This window comes from Mesorhizobium sp. LSJC269B00, from assembly GCF_000502815.1.
In the GTDB taxonomy this organism is placed as follows: domain Bacteria; phylum Pseudomonadota; class Alphaproteobacteria; order Rhizobiales; family Rhizobiaceae; genus Mesorhizobium.
The window spans coordinates 89,057-107,700 of the sequence record NZ_AYVN01000011.1 but is presented as its reverse complement, the minus strand read 5'-3'; the positions used below and the strand labels follow the sequence as shown (position 1 = coordinate 107,700).

The following is an 18,644-nucleotide window of genomic DNA, read 5'->3' as shown; positions in this document are numbered from 1 at the left end:
CGCCGGGCCTGAAAGTCGCCAGCATTCGGCCTTGTCGCCGCAACGCCAAGGCGATATGGCTCGCGCAGTATCGATACGAAGGATTGCGCGTGGCAAATTCCTGTTTTTTTCTGGCGGCCGACGCCAATTATTTTCCGTATGCATGCTTGGCGGCGCGCAGAATTCTGGATGTTTCGGGAGACGCAACGCCAGGCTTCATCCTGCATGCCGGCGCACGCGATGCTGATATGCGTGTTGCTGAACGCCTGCTGAAGAACCGTCTTCGCATAATGGACGTTTCGGGGCTGTTTGCGGAGGCTGGCCATACTTTCCGGCCAAGCAATGTCGGCACTTTTGTTCGGCTTTTCGCCGACCAACTGCCTCAGTTCGCGGACTATGACCGCATCGCCCATGTCGATTGCGATGTTCTGTTCAATCGAGATATCGCGGATCTCGTGGGCCAGACACTTCATGCTCCGTTGTTGGCCGCTCACGACGATTACATGTATTTCCGCCCGGGCTATCGGAACAAACTGTCGATGCAGCCGGGGGCGCCTTATTTCAACGCCGGCATCATCGTCTTCAACATGCCGCCGGTGCGTCAACAGGGACTTTTGCACCGCGCCAGAGATGTTGCCGTTGCCGGGCAAATGAACGATCAGAACGCGCTGAACATCGTCTTCGAGGGCAAGTGGCAGACGATGCACCCGAACTGGAATTTGATGTCCAACGATACGAAGGAGTTTCGGTTCGCCCAAGCCTATGCGCGGCATTTCGCCGGCGGCAAGCCCTGGGGAAGCCAGGTCGACGTGGAGCCCGAGGCGCTTGCCGTCTGGCGCGATCTGGCAAGGGATACGCCGTGGCTTGAGCCCTTCCGGCAGCGTATTCCCTTCGAGCGGGGCGTCATGAGGCGGTTCGCCCGCAGGTTCGACGGTATCATGGGGATGTTGCCGAACAAGGACCGGTATCGGCGGCGCGCACGGTACGACGGCAGCAAGGTGCATAAGATATATGCCGAGCATGCTGACGCCGGGGCGATGGCTGTGCAGTTTCCGGAAGTACTCGGTGGTTTCGCCTGAGACCCGCAACGGAGCTCTCGCGAATGGGTCAGGCAACAGGTTGTAGCATGCCGCAAAAATCGTGTTTCTTTTTCGCCACCGACCAGAGGTATTTCCCGTTTGCCAGCCTGGCGGCGCGCCGCGTGCTGAATGTGTCGGACCACCTCGACGGCTTTATTTTGCACACCGGTGTCATCTCCAACGAAGACCGAGCTATCGGAGAGCGTCTGCTCGGTGGGAAGATCCGCATCCTGGATGTCACGAAATTCATGGAAGCGACAAACTTCAACCGCGGAACGCACCCAACCCTTGCGACCTACATCAGGCTGTTTGCCGATCAATTGCCGGAGTTCGAACCATATGACCGCATCGCCTATTCCGACGCCGATGTGCTTTTCAACAGATCGATAGAAGACCTCTGCAACGTCCCGCTCAACGCTCCGCTGCTGGCCGCACACGATGAGCAGACCTATTTCGACGTAAAGTATCGACAGCATTTGCCGATGCAGCCAGGCGCGCCGAAGTTCAATGCCGGCGTGCTGGTGTTCAACATGCCACTGGTCAGGCAGGAGGGGCTTCTGGAGCGTACCCGGCAGTTGGCCTCCGAGCAGGTTTACGGGATGGATCAAGGTGCATTGAACGTGGCTTTCGAGGGCAGGTGGCAGACGATGCACCCGTTCTGGAACGTGATGACCAACTACACCAGCCAGATTTCTTTCAGCCGCTGCTACGCCCGCCACTTCGCCTGGGGCAAGCCCTGGGACCGTCCGCCGATCGGTGTCGAGGTCGGCGCCATGGCGATCTATCGTGATCTGGCGAAAGGCACGCCCTGGGCCGGCCGTTTCAACAGCAACTGGCCGATCAAGAGAGGCATATTGAAAAACCTCGGCCGCAAGTTCGACGCCATCAGCGGGATTTTGCTGAACGACGAGAAGCGCAAGCGACGGGCGCGGTTCCACGCCGAAAAGGTCAGCGCCATCTTTGCCAGCCATGCGGACAATTCGATGTTGGCCGTGCGGTATCCCGAGCGGGTGACCGGTATCGCGAGATAGACGAAATCGTCGGTCGCAATTCGTTCCGAAGGCGAAGTCATCCGAACTCGGCGGCTTTCCCATCGGTTTAGCTTGCCGCCACCGCCCGCAACCCGCGCTGATGCCTGTATTCCAGCGCGATCGCGCCCCAGATCAGGCCGAGCAGCAGGTAGACATGGCGCCAGTGGTCGATGTCGATGAAGGTGCCGAGCCCGATATTGCCAATGAAAGCGACGTAGGCGCAGAGCAGATAGGGCTGCCACGGCCGGTCGCGCAAAAGGATGCGGAAGCCGGCCGCGATCGTCCACAGCGTCAGCGACAGGAACGAGACGAAGCCGAGCCAGCCATAATCCATCAGCGTCTTCAGCCAGATGTCGTGCGTGTCTTCGCCGAAAATGGTGCCGAACACCAGCGGGCCGATGCCGAGCGGATGTTCGAGCGCCATCTCGAAGCCGATCGTGTAGCGGGCAAAGCGGCCAAGGCGCGCCGTGTCGTAGCTCTGTTCGAGCTGGGCGCGGCTGGAAAACATCTCGCCGACGCCGGGCAGCTGCAGGATGACGATCATGGCGACCACCAGCAGGGTGACGGCGGCAATGCTCATGATGATGACGCGCAGCCGGAACTTGCCGCTGTTGCTTTGCAGGAACAGGGCGCCGGTGAGCAGGATGGCCGAGACGGCGAACATGCCCCAGGCGCCGCGCGAGAAGGAGAAGAAAATGCCAGCGGTGATGATCAGCAGCGGCACCGCCAGAAGCGGCATGCGCGCGATCGAGCCGGTCAACAGGAGATAGAGCAGATAGATGCCGGGCAGCACCAGGAATGGTCCGAACACGTTCGGATCCTGGAAGGCGCCCTGGGCGCGGTCGTATCTGGTGAAGATTTCAGCGCCCGGGAAAGCGTGGAAATAGCCGGCAATGCCGAGCAGCGAGGTCACCACCGCGGAGACGACATAGGCGATGAAGATCAGCCGGTAGAGGCCGGGCTGCACCGCCGTCACCGACGAGAAGAACACCGCGGTGAACGCGAGAAACAGCGAGACGGCGAGATAGAGCGGTGTGTTGGCGAGAACGGCCATCTGCGTCATGGCAATCATGCCGCCGATGTTCATCGTGATCAGCAGCACGAGCAGCGGCACGGCCGCGCGCGATATGCGCAGGCCAAACAGCACCCACACCCCGATCAGCCCGAGCATGAAAAGATCGTAGGGCGCCGGTTCGTCGATGACGAAGCCCGACAGGAAGACGCCAAAAAACACCGCCCCCGACGATATCAGCGCGATCAGCTTGGCATTGACCGCAGCCTGCGGCAAATCATGGGAAATCGCGCTCAATAGGCGTTTTCCGTATTGAGCAGCCGCAGCGGCGTCATGAGCAGGATGCGCAGATCGAACAGCATCGACCAGTTCTCGATGTAATAGAGGTCATATTCCGTGCGCATGCGGATCTTCTCATTGGTGTCCATCTCGCCGCGCCAGCCATTGATCTGCGCCCAGCCGGTAACGCCGGGCTTGACCTTGTGGCGGGCGAAATAGCCGTCGACCACCTCATTGTAGAGAAGGTTGTGCGACTGCGCGGCAATCGCATGCGGGCGCGGGCCAACCAGTGACAGCGTGCCGAACAGCGAGTTGAAGAACTGCGGCAGCTCGTCGATCGAGCTCTTGCGGATGAAGCGGCCGACGCGGGTGACGCGCGGATCGTTCTTGGTCACCGTCTGCTTGGCGGTCGGGTCCGAGCGGTCGGTGTACATGGAGCGGAATTTGTAGACTTCGACGATCTCGTTGTTGAAGCCGTGCCGCTTCTGCTTGAATAGCACCGGCCCCTTGCTGTCGAGCTTGATGGCGATGGCAGTCGCCAGCATCACCGGTGAGAACAGGATGATGCCGATCAGCGAGAAGACGATGTCGAAGGCGCGCTTGGCGACCGAATCCCAGTCGTTGATCGGCCTGTCGAAGATATCGAGCATCGGCACCGAGCCGATGTAGGAATAGGCGCGCGGGCGAAACTGCAAAGCGTTCGAATGCGCCGAGAGCCGGATGTCGACCGGCAGCACCCACAGCTTCTTCAGCAGCTGCAGCACGCGCGTTTCGGCAGTCAGCGGCAGCGACACGATCAGCATGTCGATGCGCGCGATGCGAGCGAATTCCATCAGCTCCGAAATGGTGCCGAGCTTGGGATAGCCGGCCACGATCGGCGGCGAGCGCTTGTCGCCGCGGTCATCGAAGATGCCGCAGATGCGGATGTCGTTGTCTGGCTGCTTCTCGACCGAGCGGATCAGCATCTCGGCCGCCTTGCCGCCGCCGACGATGACGGCGCGGCGTTCCATGCGGCCGTTGCGCGCCCAGCGCCGGATCAGCTTCGACATCACCAGCCTGAGGCCGAACAGCAGAAGCAGGCCGACGACAAACCAGGTGCCGAACAGCAGACGCGAATAATCCTCCGACATTTTCATGATGAAGGCCGTCAGCGCCATCAGCGCGAAGGTGCCGGCCCAGACCATCAGTACGCGGCCGAGATTGGAGATCGGTCGCATCAAGGCGGAGATCTGGTAGCAATCGCTGACGTCGAGCAGCACCACGGCCACGAATGACGCCGCGGCAATGGTCAGCGGATATTGCCAGGCGAGATAGTTGAAGAAGCCGACAAAGTGGAAGTAGAGCGCGAGCCCCGACAGGAACAGCAAGCCGAATTCGACGATGCGCAATACGCCGCTGACCATGACCGGCGACATCGTATCGCGCCGGTATTGCGAGGCGACCTGGCGGGCAACACTGTTCATGCCGCCGGGCGTGGGGCTCTCGGCAGGACTGTCGAATTTGCGCACCGCATCGGCCGAAAAGCGGCGCGTGGGGTCGGTCTCGTTCATCGGGTTTCCCACAAGCTTCCGCGATGACGATAGCAGAAAGAGAGCTAAAAAAACCTTGAGACAACTTGTGGTTTTGGAGGGTCGTCTATCTGTTGAGCGCGGCGAAATAGGCCTTTTCGATTTCGGCGGCCATCACATCGGCGCCGAATCGCGCCCTGAGGCTGGCCGTATCGGGCATGGCGCGCCGGTAGGCGTCGAGATCGCGCAGCGCTTCACCCATCTTGTCGCCGAGTTGGCGCGGATCGGGACGGATCAGGGCAGGGGATCCCTCCCCGAAGATTTCGGGAATGCCGCCGACGGCCGTGGCGATCATCGGCCTGCCGGCCGCCAGCGTCTCCAGCACGATATAGGGCATGGCTTCCGCGCGGGAGGGGACGACGACCAGATCGGCCAGCGAAAATGCCTCCCTGGCCGGCATCGGCGGCAAGAAGCGGACCTGGTTTCCGAGGCCCAGCCGTTTCACCTGCGCATGGTAGCGCGGCAGGTCGTCGCCATCGCCGACCATGACCGCGGTCAAGCGGCGCTCAAGCTGGGACCCGGCCAGCACCAGCGCGTCGATGAAAATGTCAGGCCCTTTGAGGTCGCGCATCATGCCGATGTAGAGCAGGTCGGCCGCGTCGGGCTGTGCGACCACCGGTTCGAACTCGGCGGCGCGCAGGCCGTTATAGACCAGCGAGTTCGGGATAGGCGGTTCGCCGACCTTCCTGCGATAGGTGCGCCGCTCATAGTCGGAGACGAACAGCAGGCAGTCGGTGAAGCGCGCCATGAAGCGCTCGAGCGCGAAGAACAGCTTCCCGGTCGTCGTCGTTTCGTCATAGTGGAGGGAGCCGCCATGCGGCGAATAGAGGCGGGCTACGCGAGACCTAGATACCCGCAACAATGAGCCGAACAGACGGGCATAGGCGCCACCTTTGGCGCCGTGTCCGTGCAACACGTCCGGCTGCAATTCCTTGATGATCCTGTAAGTGCGCCAGGCCGAGGCGAAGTCGCCCGGCCCGACATGGCGCTGCATCGGCGTGCGATGGATGCCGAGCGCCAGGCTGTCCTTCATCTGGTCGAACAGGCGTTCCTCGTATTCGCCGCCGGTGGTCGAATCGCAGACGATGCCGACAACATGTCCGGCGGCGAGCTGGGCCTCCGTCAGGTCGCGCACATGCCGGAAGATCCCGCCGACGGGTGAGCGAAAGCAGTGGACGATCCTGAGCTGGTCCGCCACGTTGATGTCAGAACAGGCGTTCGCGAACGTAGACCGTGTCGCCCGGCAGCAGCGGATCGGAGGTAACCACCCGGCCTGTCATCACCTTGCCGTTGATGTCGCGGGTGATGTCGACGCTTTCCTGGTTGGCGCGCGGCGAGAAACCGCCCGCAATCGCGATGGCCTTCTGCACGGTGAGGCCCGGCACGTAGGAATACTGGCCGGCGGCGCCCACTTCGCCCATGACGAAGATCGGCCGGTAGCGATCGATCTCGACCGACACGTCGGGGTCGCGCAGATAGCCTTGGCGCAGTTTGTCGGCGAGCGCTTTTTCCAGCTGCTGGGCCGTGTGGCCGCGCGCCGGCACCGCGCCGACCAGCGGGAAGGACATGTAGCCGGACTGATCGACACTGTAGGTGTTGGTCAGACCGTCCTGTTCGAACACGGTGACGCGGACACGGTCGCCGGCGCCGAGCCGATAGGGCTGGTCGAGTACCTCGTGGAAGGCCGCCGGCGTCGGCCGGTAGCTGGAGCAGCCGGCGAGCATCGACACGGCCAGCAGAGCGCGAAACAGACCAGCAGCGCTTTTCATGATCGGACACACACCTTCGTCGCTATGGCCGCCAGGACACGGCGGCAAACCTTAAGGATCTGGGTTCGTTATCATCCTGTTAGGGTTAATGGCCGGTAAAGGGACGCGGCCGATTTGGCGGCAATCGACAAAAAGCCGTATAGTTTTGCTGGCTTTGTTTACCGGATGTCAGCAAACCCTAACAGCTGCTTACCGCGATCTTAACGGCTGAGTTACCATAGTTGTTTACGCTACCATCTAACCTCATGTCCGGAGCAGGAATGCATGTCCGACCAGTCCGCGGCCGCAGATGTCGATGTCGACCTGAGACAGCTCTTCGCCAGCCTGGCGCGGAACTGGCTGCGCATTCTTGTGATCACGCTTCTCGTCACTGGTCTCGCCTTCGCGTTCGCGTGGCTTGCCACGCCGCATTATAAGGCCACGACGCAGCTGAAAATCCAGTTGAGCGAATCGGCCTATACGCGGCCTGCCGGCACCAATGAAGACGACAAACCTGTGCTCGATGCGGAAGGTGTAGCAACCGAGGTTCAGGTCATTTCCTCGTCCGACATTCTCAAGCAGGTGGCTGCCGACCTTAAGCTGGGCGACAAGCCCGAGTTCAACTATGCGCTCGGCATGTCGCCGGTCACCCGGCTCCTGGTCATTGCCGGGCTGAAGAGCGATCCGGAAGAAATTCCGCTCGAAGAGCGCGTGCTGACGAAGATGCGCGACAAGCTCAATGTTTATGGCGTGGAAAAGACCCGCGTCATCGCCGTCGAATTTTCCTCTGAAGATCCCCAGCTTGCCGCTGACATTCCGAACGCCATCGCCAAGGCCTACCTGGCCTACCAGGCGGACGCCAAGACCAAGTCGAACGCCGCCGCGACCGCCTTCCTCGGGCCGGAAATCGACGATCTGCAGAAGCAGGTCAGGGATGCAGAGGCCAAGGTCGCGGCCTTCCGCTCCGCGCAGTCGGACCTGTTGATGGCTGGCAACAATTCGGTGCTGGCGACGCAGCAATTGTCCGAGCTATCGACCGAACTGTCGCGTGTGCGCGCCAGCCGCGCTTCGGCCGAGGCAACGGCCGAAAGGGTGCGCCAGGCTTTGCAGAATGGCGGTTCGCTGGACGCTGTACCCGAAGTGCTGTCTTCCGATCTGATCCAGCGGCTGCGTGAGCGTCAGATCGAGCTCAGAACCAACATCGCCGATCTTTCCACCACCTTGCTCGACAACCATCCCCGCCTGCGGGCGATGAGGTCGCAGCTTGCCGATCTCGACGGCCAGATCCGCAACGAAGCGCAAAAAATCATGCGCGGGTTGCTGACGCAGGCGCAGACCGCCCAGGCGCGCGAAAACCAGCTGATATCGGACGTCAACAAGCTGAAAGCGGCGTCGTCGCGGGCCGGCGAGGAGCAAGTCCAGCTGGATGCGCTGCAGCGTGAGGCGAACGTCCGGCGCCAGCAGCTTGAATCCTATATGGCGAGCTTCCGCGAAGTGTCCTCGCGCAAAAACTATCTGCCGGTCGATGCCAGCGTGTTTTCCGAGGCGCGCGTGCCGTCGGAACCCTATTTCCCCAAGCTCGTGCCGATCGTCGGCGCCGCCTTAGTCGGCTCGCTGCTGCTGATGTCGGTCATCACGCTGCTGCAGGAGCTGTTTTCCGGCCGCGCCATGCGTCCGGCCCCAGGGGCGCGCTTCGAGCGTATCGAGCAGGTTGCGATGTCGGCAATGTCGGCGCCGGTCGTCCACCCGGAACCGGCTCCTGAGGTCGTGGAAGTGGACGATCAGCCGACGACCGTGGAGTCTGAACTGGTGCCAGAGCCCGAGCCGGCTCCTTCAGTGCTGGAAGGAGCAGCGGCTGCCGGTTCCGAACCGCAAGCCGAACCTGTCCGCTCCAGCCTTGGCGAGATCGATGTCGAGAAGGCGGCGGAAAAGCTGATCGCCAGCGGTGCTGCGCGCGCCATCTTCGTGTCGCCCGAAGGCGATGAGGCGGCTGCATCGGCAGTGCTGGTAGCGCGCGAAGTCTCCGACGCTGGCCTGCGCGTGCTGCTGCTCGATCTCACGGCGTCAGGTGCCGCCTCGCGGCCGATGCTGGACAGCGGACTTTTCCCCGGCATCACCAATCTGCTGGCTTCGGAAGCGCAGTTCAGCGACGTCATTCACGCTGACCTCTATTCCGACTGCCATGTCGTTCCCGTCGGCACCGCCGATCCGGTTCGCGCCATGCGCGCCGCCGACCGGCTGCCGATCATCATGCAGTCGCTGACCACCGCCTATGATCTGGTCATCGTCGAATGCGGACCGGCCGATGCGCAAGGCATCAGCCGACTGGTCGGCGACAGCACCGAGGTCTTCATGTCCATGCTGCAGGCGGACGATGAGGTGGCGCAGGCCGCCGTCGAGCTGATCGAAAGCGGCTATCCCGACCTCACTCTGGTGACGCCGATCGGCCACGAGACGCCGGGTAACCCCGTGCCGGGACGACGTAGCGCCGCCTGAGACATCAGACAATTCGACTTAGGCGGCGCTACTACGGATCGGCTCGTCCATCGCCCGCCGGCTCCCGAAAAACCAAGCCTGTCAGTCGGCGCCGGGATCTACCCCAACTCCAGGGTCGTCACGCCAAATATTCGGCGCGAGTCGACCTTCGGAGGCGGGCCCTTGTACATGCGCGTGGTGGTGAAGGTCGGCCTGAAACCAGTTGCTGAAAGCGCCGTGGTGAAATCGAAATTTTCGGCAGGAACGTCGATATGCAGGTCGCCACCTTCGCATGCGGCAGCCAGACTGCCCATGAGCTGCATCGCCGTCTCGGTGTCGTCGGCAAACAGCGGGCCGATCTTGTAACCCGAACGGCAGGGACGAGCCACGGCGTAGCCTATGGTGCCGAGTGAACTGATCGCGGCGAACCCGCAATGCGGCGGCTGCGCCCAGCGGTGCAGGAAGGCTCGTCGAGGCGCGGGGAAACAGCGGGCGTCATAGGCGATGATGTCGGGCACGAGTTGCGTGGTTATCATGCGCACCCCTTCGCTTCGGACGGGCGGGGTCGCGATACGGCCGCTGAAGCGGATGGTTTCGTACGCCGAGCTGAATCCCGTGCGGCGATAATTCGCCAGCTGCGCGGCGACCCCGTCGAGGCCGACCGTTCGGCCGGCCAGCCTGGCCATGCCCGCATTCCAGACTGCTTTGCCATGGCCTTTGCCGCGCATGTCTGGTCGGCAGATGTAGAGACCGATGAAACCGAAGTTGCTGCCATAGGCGACAGCCGAGATGGCGGCGGTCATCTCGTTGTCGACAAAAGCGCCGATGAACCCTTCAGGATCGGTTGGCCGGAACGCGGCGGCATCATCAAGGCCAGGGTTCCAGCCTTCAGCCGCCGCCCAGTCGATGAGAACGGTCAGTTCCGGCGGAGACAATGCGCGGACGGTAGGCTTCATAGCGTTCACTCCGCGGCGACCACCCCCGGCGAGAAGGATTTCAGCACGCCGCGATAGGGCTTGGCCAGCGGACTGGCATAGGCGCCGCGCTTCGAGGTCGACAGGCCCAATGCGATCAGCGCCTCGGCCTGTTTGAGGGCGGCGCCGACGCCGTCGATGACGGGCAGGTCGAATTCTTGCTGCAACCGGGGTGCCAGGTCGGCCATGCCGGCGCAGCCGAGCACGATGGCCTCGGCGCGGTCTTCCGCTATGGCGCGGGCGATCTCGGCGCGCAGTTTCTCGACAGCGCCGGAAGCAGCGTCTTCGAGCGAGAGTACGGGAATGTCGGCGGCGCGCACGCGCGCGCGCCCGGCCATGCCGTAGCGGTGCACCAGCCCCTCGACAGGGACACGCGAGCGTTCGGTGGTCGTCACCACTGTGAAGCGCTGGGCAATGTAGGAGGCGACACTGAGTGCGGCCTCGCAGATGCCGATGACCGGAATGGAGGCCATGGCGCGTGCCGCATCCAGGCCGGTATCGTCGAAGCAGGCGATGATGGCGGCCTGAGCCCCGGCACGTTCGCCGGCGGCGATCTCCATCAAAAGGCCGGGCACGGCCAATGCCTCGTCATAATAGCCCTCGATCGAGGCAGGACCCATCGAGGAGGTGACCGCGATCACCTCGGTCCCGGCGCCGGCAACGGCGCGCGCCGCCGCCGCGATCGTCTCGGTCATGCTCGCCGTCGTGTTGGGGTTCACCACCAGTATCTGCACGATCAAACCCTGGCCCGCTTGCGGCCGACATAGAGGATGGCGCCCAGTGTGGCCAGGATCACCAGGAAGGAGAACACGGTGGTCACCGTGCCCAGCGCATAGAGCACCGGCGTCGTGACATTGGTGGTCATGCCGTAGATCTCGAGCGGCAGCGTGTTGAAGGTGCCCGACGTCATCAGCGTGCGGGCGAACTCGTCATAGGACAGCGTGAAGCCGAACAGGCCGACGCCGATCAGGCTCGGCGCGATCATCGGCAGCACGACATGGGCGAAGGTCTGCCAGGAGTTGGCGCCCAGGTCACGCGCTGCTTCCTCATAGGCGGGCGAGAAGCGGTTGAAGACGGCGAACATGATGAGCACGCCGAAGGGCAAGGTCCAGGTCAGGTGCGCGCCGAAGGCCGATGTGTACCAGGCCGGGCGGAAGCCGACCTGCTGGAAGACGACGCCGATGCCGAGCGAAATGATGATCGAGGGTACGACGAGGCTGGCGACCGCCAGGTAGAACAAAGCGGTGGCGCCACGAAATTTTTGCCGGAAAGCGAGCCCTGCCAGCAGCGACACGACGACGGTGACGATCATCACCATAAGGCCGAGCACGAGCGAGCGCTTGAAGCTGCCGCCGAAATCGCCGACCGCCTGGCGCTCGAACAGATTGGCGAACCAGTGCAGCGACATGCCATTGAGCGGGAAGGTGAGGCCGCCGGTCTCGCCTTGGAAAGAAAGGATCAGGATCGCCGACAGCGGGCCATAGAGGAACAGCACGAACAGAGTGAAGAAGACCGCAAGCACATAGAATTCGAGGGTGCGTTTTTCGTGGCTCACCTCAAAGCTCCTTGCGGATGTCGACGATGCGCAGGATGCCCGCGACCATCAACAGTACCAACACCAGCAACACTACGGCATTGGCGGCGGCTGCGGGATACTGCAGCAGCGACATCTGGTTCTTCATCATCAGTGCGACCGACGCGCTCTGGCCGCCCGACATCACCTGCACAGTGGAGAAATCGGCCATCACCAGCGTGACGACGAAGATGGTGCCGATCGCCATGCCGGGCTTGGCCAGCGGGATGACGACGTTCCACAAGACCTGCCAGCCGGACGCGCCGGCATCGCGCGCGGCCTCGACCAGCGAGCGGTCGATGCGCATCAACGTGTTGAAGATCGGCGTTACCATGAACAGCGTGTAGAGATGCACCATGGCCAGCACCACGGCGAATTCCGAATAGAGCAGCCATTCGATGGGTTTTGGCACCAGCCCCAATTGCACCAGCGTCGAGTTGATCAACCCGTTGCGGCCAAGCACCGGGATCCACGAGATCATGCGGATGATGTTGGAGGTCAGGAACGGCACCGTGCAGACAAGGAACAGCACCATCTGCATGGCGGTGGTGCGGATATGGAAGGCGAGGAAATAGGCGACCCAGAAGCCGATGAACAAGGTCAGAGCCCAGACGATGGCAGCGAATTTGATGGTGTTGAGATAGGTCTTCCAGGTGACCCATGATCCCAGCACGTCGGAATAGTTCGTCGTCAGGAAATCCGGATACATGGCGGCGAAGTCGTAGTCCCAGAAGGAGACGACGACGATCATGATGATTGGCAAGAGCAGGAACGCACCGAGGATGACCGCCAGCGGCGCCGATTGCAAATAGGGCGTGACGGCGCCAAGGGAGACGCGGCGGCGTCTGGCGGGCTTGGCTGCTGCGATGGCGGGGCGTTCGAGCGCGACTGTCATTGGGAAAATCCTCCGCGTGATCGCGATGACTTGCGATCCTTCGCGCCCCCCTCTGTCCTGCCGGACATCTCCCCCACGAGCGGGGAGATCGAACTCTCATAACGGCCTTCGCCAAACTCCAACGTTGCTAACGAAGAGCCGGCCATGACGCTGCCAATCTCCCCCCAAGTGGGGGAGATGTCCGGCAGGACAGAGGGGGGCGCGAAGGATCGCAACATCACAGTGAACGCGTCCGCTCTACGCCGCGATGAATTCGTTCCAGCGCTTCACCATGTAGCGGTCCTCGTCCATGACCGAGTTCCAGCAGGCGACTTTGCCCATACGCTCTTCGAACGAGCCGCCGTCGCGCACGGCGCCGGCCTTTTCCATGACGGTGCCGTCCGGCGCCTTGATCTCGCCCTTGGCCGGCTTGCCTTCGATCCAGTAGCCCCATTCGTCCTCGGACATGAACTTCTTGGCCGAGACCATATTGGCGGAATAGTAGCCCTGGCGGTTGAGATAGCCGCCGACCCAGCCCGACGTATACCAGTTGATGTATTCGTAGGCGGCGTCGAGCTCGGCGCCCTTGAGATGGGCGGCAAGGCCAAGGCCGCCGCCCCATGAGCGATAGCCCTCCTTGAGCGGCTGGAAGCGGCATGCGATGCCTTTGGAGCGCACGGCAGCGACGGCCGGCGACCACATAGACTGGATGACCACTTCGCCCGATGCCATCAGGTTGACGCTCTCGTCGAACGACTTCCAGAAGGCGCGGAACTGGCCGGCCTGCTTGGCCTTGATGAGGAAGTCGATCGTCTTGTCGATCTCTTCCTTGGTCATGTTGCCCTTGTCGGCATATTTGATGTTGCCTGTGGCCTCCATGATCATGGCCGCATCCATGATGCCGATGGACGGGATGTTGAGGATCGCGGTCTTGCCCTTGAAGGCCGGGTCCATGATGTCGGCCCAGGTGGTGATGTCGCGGCCGACGAGGTCGGGCCGGATGCCTAGCGTATCGGCGTTGTAGATCGTCGGCACCATGGTGAACCACTTGGTCGGCGCCTTGGCGAAGGTCTTTGAGTCCTGCGCTTCGACATAGCCGACCGTGTGCGGCGCGGTGCCCTGGGCAATGATGCTGTCGGGCGTCAGCTTGCCGGTTTTGAACAACGGCACCAGTTCGTCGTAGTATTTAAGCTTACTGACATCCATCGGCTGCAGCACGCCGCTCGGGAACACCTTCTTGCAGATCCAGTATTCGATGTCGGCGATGTCATAGCTGTCGGGCTGGGTCACGGCGCGCTGGGCGGCCGCGTCCGAATCGGTCGCCGTCATTTCCAGCGTGATGCCGAGGTCGGCCTTGCACTTGTCGGCGATCGCGTTCAGGTTCGACACGCCGGTGCCGAACTGGCGCAGCGTGATGTTGGACTGCGCCCAGATGGTCGGGAAGCCTGTAATGGCGCCCGAGCCTGCGGCGAGGCCGACGGCGGCCGCACCTGTCTTGAGCAACGAACGGCGCGAAATTCCGGTCTTTGTTTCTACTGTTTTTGTCATTCTTATTTCCCTGTTTTTGTTTTGCTTCGTTGAATTCATGAATGAAGGCGGCCGAGGACGATGGCGTCCTCGGAATCCCAGGCGAGCGGTACGGCGTCGCCAAGGGCGACGGGTTTGGCGAAGAAGTCGGAATCGTCGATGATAACGGTGAAATCGTCGATGCCGCCGCCGGTGACCGACAGCTTCACCGTGGCGCCGCGATATTCGATGTTGGAGACGATGCCGGTGAAGCCGAGGCCGGGAGAGGGTGCTTCGCCGATGCGCACATGGTCGGTGCGGATGGCGATGTCGATCGGCGTGCCCACCTCCTGGCCCGCCTCCCGGCCTTGCCCGCGGGCGGCGAGCGAGGCGCCACCATTGACGTCGAAGACGACCATGCCGTCGCGCGCGCCGGTGACCCGGCCGGAGATGACATTGTGGTCGCCCATGAAGCGCGCGACGAAGGCGGTGGCCGGCCTTTCGAACACATCTCGTGGCGGCGCAGCCTGTTCGATGCGGCCGTCATTCATCACCACGATCAGGTCCGCCAATGCCATGGCCTCCTCCTGACTGTGGGTGACGTGGACAAAGGTGATGCCGAGCGAGGTCTGCAATTTCTTCAGCTCGGCGCGCATGCGTATCTTCAGGAACGGGTCGAGTGCCGACAGCGGCTCGTCGAGCAGCAGCGCCTCGGGATCGGTGATCAGAGCGCGGGCGAGTGCAACACGCTGCTGCTGGCCGCCGGAAAGCTGCGCCGGCCGGCGCGTCGCATAGGCCTCCATCTGCATCAGCTTGAGCATGTCGAGCGCCTTGGCACGGCGCTGCTCCTTGTCGACGCCCTTCATCTTCAGGCTGAAGGCGACATTGTCGACAAGGTCGAGATGCGGAAACAGCGCATAGGACTGGAACATCATCGCCGTGCCACGCTTTGCCGGCGGCAGGTCGGTGACGACAATGTTGCCGAGGCGGACATCGCCCGACGAAATGCTTTCGTGGCCGGCGATCATGCGCAGCGTCGAGGTCTTGCCGCAGCCGGAGGGGCCAAGCAGGCAGCAATAGGTGCCTGCCGGTATTTTCAGGCTGATGGCCTCGACGGCAGTCGTCGTTCCGTACACTTTCGAAACGGAGACGATGTCGATCTCGGCGGCTTTGGACATTCAGGCTTCCCCGTTTGGTCGCATTAACCAATGCATTATGCGTGCCAATCGGCGGCAATCGGCCCAAGCGTTTGAATCGACAGAAAAATCGGGGTTCTTGCCCACTGCCTAGCCGGTAGGCTATCTTGTGCATTGCACAAATTATGGGCGATTGTGCGCGATCTGCACAAGAATCGTATGCAATCTTTTTTGGCTTCGTGTCCACTTTGCCTCTCGTGCGCAGGCGACGAGTTGCGCTAGAAGAGGCTGGGAACCATCATCGCCATGAACATTGCCGATCAGATCCATTCCGCCGACAGCGCCAACCAGGATCGCGCCCAGGCGATTCGCGACAATCTGCGGGACGCCATCGTCGACCGTCGGCTGACGCCCGGCACCAAGCTGTCGGAAGGCGAGGTCGGCACGCTGTTCGACGTCTCGCGCACCGTCGCGCGCGCGGCGCTGCAGATGCTGTCCTTCGAGGGGCTGGTGCGTACCGAGCGCAACCGTGGCGCCTTCGTCGCCAACCCTTCGCCCGAGGAAGCGCGCCAGGTGTTCGCATCGCGCCGGCTGATCGAGCCGGGCATCGCCATTGCCGCCTGTGGGCGGGTCACAGCCACCGATATCGCTGCGTTCCGCGCGCAGCTCGACGAGGAAGGCCGCTTCATCGCCGAGCGCGGCCCAACCGCGCGGCGCTCCGAAATCAAGGCGTCGGGCGATTTCCATCTGCTGCTCGCCTCCGTCGCCGGCAATGCCATCCTGCAGCGCTTCATGGAGGAGCTGGTGGCGCGTTCGTCGCTGGTGATCGCCCTTTACGGACGATCCGGCGTGTCGGCCTGCGGGCACAGTGAGCACACGGAAATGGTCGGCGCGCTGGAGAGCGGCGATTGCGGGTTGGTGAGCCGGCTGATGCTGCACCATATCGACCACATCGAGGCGGATCTCGACCTGCGGGTCAGGGCCGGCCCGGCGCTCCGCGAAGCGCTGAATTTCTGAACGCTAGTTTTCGTCGTCCGTGGGAGCGGGCGCTGCCTGTCCGGCGGCCTTGCGGCGCAGCATCTTGGTCAGTTTCCAGACCGTCGGGTTGTTCTTGATGAAGGCTTTCGCCCGTGCGCCCTGCCGCAGCGCCGACGCCAGGGCGCGTCCCTTCAGCGTCAGGGGCGCCAGCACCTCGAAATGCTGGGTCTCGATATCGCACCAGAGCCGCTTGTAGGGCTCGTCGCCGACCGAGAAATCATAGACATCGAAGCCTGTTTGGCAGGCTTCCTCGATGATGTCGAAGAAAAGGAAATCGCCGGGGCTGGTGTGGCCGAGATCGTCCTCGGCGATGGCGCCGAATTCGCAGATCAGGCGTTTGCCCGAGCGGCTCGAGCCGGTGATTGCGCGCAGCTTGCCGGCCACTTCGAGCCCATGCAGCACAAAGGCCGGTTTCTCCTCGGCCAGCGCGCCGGCGAAGAGGGCACGGAAGAAAGCCCGCACCTCCGGCTCGCCGAAGACATTGGCGATGCCCATCTTGGCGAAGCGGAACTCCTTCATCTCGAAGAAAGCGTCGAGCAGCCGGTTCACGTCTTCCGGTGTCTGCGCCTCGATGCGGCGATGAACGCCGACCGCCTCGAACTTGCGTGTCTGCGAACGGTGCTTCTTGCGCTTGCGCTTGCCGCCCACACGCGACAGCAGCACATCGAAACCACCGTCGAGATTGACGGCGAGCGACAGGTTTGGGCTCGGAAAGTTGGAGAACGCCGCCAGCGGATTGGCAACGCCATCGAGGTCGGGGAGCAGCCTTTCCAAGGCAACGAGATCGATGTCGGGGCGCGCCTTGCCGATCGCCGTCACCAGCCTGCGGATCCCCCCGGCATCGGCCTTTGCCAGCCATGCCGGATCGGCGGCGGCGAAATTGCCGTTGGCATGGCGCCCGCCCATGAAGCGGGCGACGCGGAATGGACCAGTTCGCGTGATTTGCAGTGCCAGTGCAAAGACCGGCCTATCCTCGATTGTCAGCGTGGCGACGACCGCATCGGGATTGGCCTGCGCCGTCCAGGCATGAACCCAGGCCGCGCTTTGCGCCGGCGCAAACAGCGCCGAACGGCAGAATTCGCCGTAAGAGGCGAGCGCGGCAGCATCTGCGATCGACACCGACAGACTGGTCTGGTCGGCAGCCGGCGCACGCGCAGACGCCTTGCTTGCGGCGAGCCGATTGCCGTCAAATGACGCGGTGGCGTCAACCATACCTCAATCCTTAAGGCGTATTCGTCGCGATCAGGAGTTCGCGTCGGCGCGTTCCGTGCTTGGATCGAGCCTAGGCGCAAAAGGTGAATGAATGATCGACGGTGGTGAGGCAGTTCGGAAACTGGCGCTTAATATCGCCCGCTTTACCGGCCTTGCACCGCTGGCCAAGCCGTTCGTCGGCGGCATTGGCGCAATCCTCATGTTGCATCGGGTCACCGCCACGCCGGAGAAGCCGGACGGCGTCAACCGCCACCTCAACATCGCCCCGCGATTCCTCGACGCTCTCGTCGCCGACATGAAGGCGAGGGGCTATGCCTTCGTCACCCTCGACGAGGCGATCGAGCGCATCAAGGCCGGCGGCAAGGACGGCCAGTTCGCCACCATCACCGCCGACGACGCCTATCGCGACAACATGACCGAAGCGCTGCCAGTGCTCGAAAAGCACGACGCGCCGATCACCATCTATGTCGCGCCGGGTCTGATCGACGGCAGCGCCGATTTATGGTGGGACGTGGTCGAGGATATCGTCAACGCGCGGGAGCGTTTGACGCTGGCGACGCCGAAGGGGCCGGTGACCATCGACTGCTCGACCCACGGCAAGAAACTCCACGCAAATGCGCGTCTGCATGCCTATCTGACGCTCGAGGTGCGCGAGGAGGATCAGCGCGCTGTGCTGCGCGATCTGGCGCGCTCGAACGGCATCGACCTCGATGGCTTGCGCCCAAGCACGCTAATGACTTGGGACGATATCCGCGCCGTGGCCGGGCACAGGCTGGTGACGATCGGCGCGCATACGGTCAACCACCGCAATCTGAAGCGGCTCGACGAAGCCGATGCGCGCCATGAAATCGTCGACGTCAGGCGCCAGCTGCAGGCGCAGCTCGGCGAAGACCCCCGTCATCTCGCTTACCCCTATGGTTACGCCAGCGCTGTCGGCTGCCGCGAAGTGGGCTTTGCCCGCGACGCCGGCTACGCCTCGGCGGTGACCACTCGCCACGGCGTGCTGCACGCCGAGCACGCCGGCTTCCTGCACGCGCTGCCGCGCATTTCGATCAACGGCCGCTACCAGAGCGTCGCCCATATCCGCACCATGTTGTCGGGCTTAACGACGCCGCTGGCCAATGCCGGCAAAATGGTGGTCACCATCTAACCTGGGGCGG

General features: G+C 62.8%; 16 protein-coding genes. 5 read left to right on the top strand and 11 right to left on the bottom strand.

Going from position 1 to position 18,644, the window contains the following annotated elements; translation table 11 throughout:
* The first annotated feature begins 89 nt into the window (after positions 1–89).
* Both X771_RS142585 and X771_RS142590 read left to right on the top strand, forming a co-directional pair.
* A complete protein-coding gene (locus X771_RS142585; RefSeq protein ID WP_031249308.1) occupies positions 90–1,058 on the top strand; it encodes a glycosyltransferase in 969 nt (322 codons plus the stop codon).
* A gap of 47 nt (positions 1,059–1,105) precedes the next feature.
* The gene (locus X771_RS142590; protein ID WP_023689488.1) at positions 1,106–2,089 is read left to right on the top strand and encodes a glycosyltransferase; all 984 of its coding nucleotides are present in this window, start codon (positions 1,106–1,108) and stop codon (positions 2,087–2,089) included.
* 67 nt (positions 2,090–2,156) lie between these two features.
* On the opposite strand, the gene X771_RS142595 is transcribed toward X771_RS142590, so the two are convergent.
* From X771_RS142595 to X771_RS142610, 4 genes are all read right to left on the bottom strand, one after another.
* Positions 2,157–3,398, bottom strand: coding sequence for an O-antigen ligase family protein (locus tag X771_RS142595; RefSeq protein WP_023689487.1), 1,242 nt, complete (start codon positions 3,396–3,398; stop codon positions 2,157–2,159).
* Positions 3,395–4,930, bottom strand: coding sequence for an undecaprenyl-phosphate glucose phosphotransferase (locus X771_RS142600; RefSeq protein ID WP_023689486.1), 1,536 nt, complete (start codon positions 4,928–4,930; stop codon positions 3,395–3,397). Before X771_RS142600 ends, X771_RS142595 begins: the two co-directional genes overlap by 4 nt.
* Before the next feature lie 85 nt (positions 4,931–5,015).
* Complete coding sequence (locus X771_RS142605) at positions 5,016–6,146, bottom strand: glycosyltransferase (protein ID WP_023689485.1); 1,131 nt, start codon at positions 6,144–6,146, stop codon at positions 5,016–5,018.
* Between the two features lie 7 nt (positions 6,147–6,153).
* Positions 6,154–6,717, bottom strand: coding sequence for a polysaccharide biosynthesis/export family protein (locus X771_RS142610; protein WP_023669390.1), 564 nt, complete (start codon positions 6,715–6,717; stop codon positions 6,154–6,156).
* Between the two features lie 264 nt (positions 6,718–6,981).
* Here X771_RS142610 and X771_RS142615 point away from each other — a divergent pair, with 264 nt between their 5' ends.
* Entirely contained in the window at positions 6,982–9,192 is a 2,211-nt protein-coding gene (locus X771_RS142615; RefSeq protein ID WP_023689484.1) for an exopolysaccharide transport family protein, read from the top strand.
* 98 nt (positions 9,193–9,290) lie between these two features.
* Here the strand turns inward: X771_RS142615 and X771_RS142620 are convergent, their stop codons facing one another.
* From X771_RS142620 to X771_RS142645, 6 genes are all read right to left on the bottom strand, one after another.
* Entirely contained in the window at positions 9,291–10,127 is an 837-nt protein-coding gene (locus X771_RS142620) for a GNAT family N-acetyltransferase (RefSeq protein WP_023689483.1), read from the bottom strand.
* A gap of 5 nt (positions 10,128–10,132) precedes the next feature.
* Positions 10,133–10,879 carry an aspartate/glutamate racemase family protein gene (locus X771_RS142625; protein WP_023689482.1) on the bottom strand — a complete coding sequence of 249 codons (747 nt, stop codon included), beginning with the start codon at positions 10,877–10,879 and terminating at the stop codon, positions 10,133–10,135.
* 2 nt (positions 10,880–10,881) lie between these two features.
* Positions 10,882–11,700: an ABC transporter permease gene (locus X771_RS142630; protein WP_023682326.1), complete on the bottom strand. Its 819-nt coding sequence runs from the start codon at positions 11,698–11,700 to the stop codon at positions 10,882–10,884.
* Position 11,701: 1 nt separating this feature from the next.
* Positions 11,702–12,613, bottom strand: a complete 912-nt coding sequence (locus X771_RS142635) for an ABC transporter permease (protein ID WP_023689481.1) — start codon at positions 12,611–12,613, stop codon at positions 11,702–11,704.
* Between the two features lie 237 nt (positions 12,614–12,850).
* Entirely contained in the window at positions 12,851–14,140 is a 1,290-nt protein-coding gene (locus tag X771_RS142640) for a PotD/PotF family extracellular solute-binding protein (RefSeq protein WP_023689479.1), read from the bottom strand.
* 35 nt (positions 14,141–14,175) lie between these two features.
* Positions 14,176–15,276, bottom strand: a complete 1,101-nt coding sequence (locus X771_RS142645) for an ABC transporter ATP-binding protein (RefSeq protein ID WP_023689478.1) — start codon at positions 15,274–15,276, stop codon at positions 14,176–14,178.
* A gap of 264 nt (positions 15,277–15,540) precedes the next feature.
* Between X771_RS142645 and X771_RS142650 the strand changes: the two genes are divergently transcribed.
* Positions 15,541–16,251: a GntR family transcriptional regulator gene (locus X771_RS142650; protein WP_023669398.1), complete on the top strand. Its 711-nt coding sequence runs from the start codon at positions 15,541–15,543 to the stop codon at positions 16,249–16,251.
* 3 nt (positions 16,252–16,254) lie between these two features.
* Here the strand turns inward: X771_RS142650 and X771_RS142655 are convergent, their stop codons facing one another.
* The gene (locus tag X771_RS142655) at positions 16,255–17,484 is read right to left on the bottom strand and encodes a GNAT family N-acetyltransferase (protein WP_023689477.1); all 1,230 of its coding nucleotides are present in this window, start codon (positions 17,482–17,484) and stop codon (positions 16,255–16,257) included.
* 91 nt (positions 17,485–17,575) lie between these two features.
* Here X771_RS142655 and X771_RS142660 point away from each other — a divergent pair, with 91 nt between their 5' ends.
* Entirely contained in the window at positions 17,576–18,634 is a 1,059-nt protein-coding gene (locus tag X771_RS142660; protein ID WP_023689476.1) for a polysaccharide deacetylase family protein, read from the top strand.
* Positions 18,635–18,644: the final 10 nt, after the last annotated feature.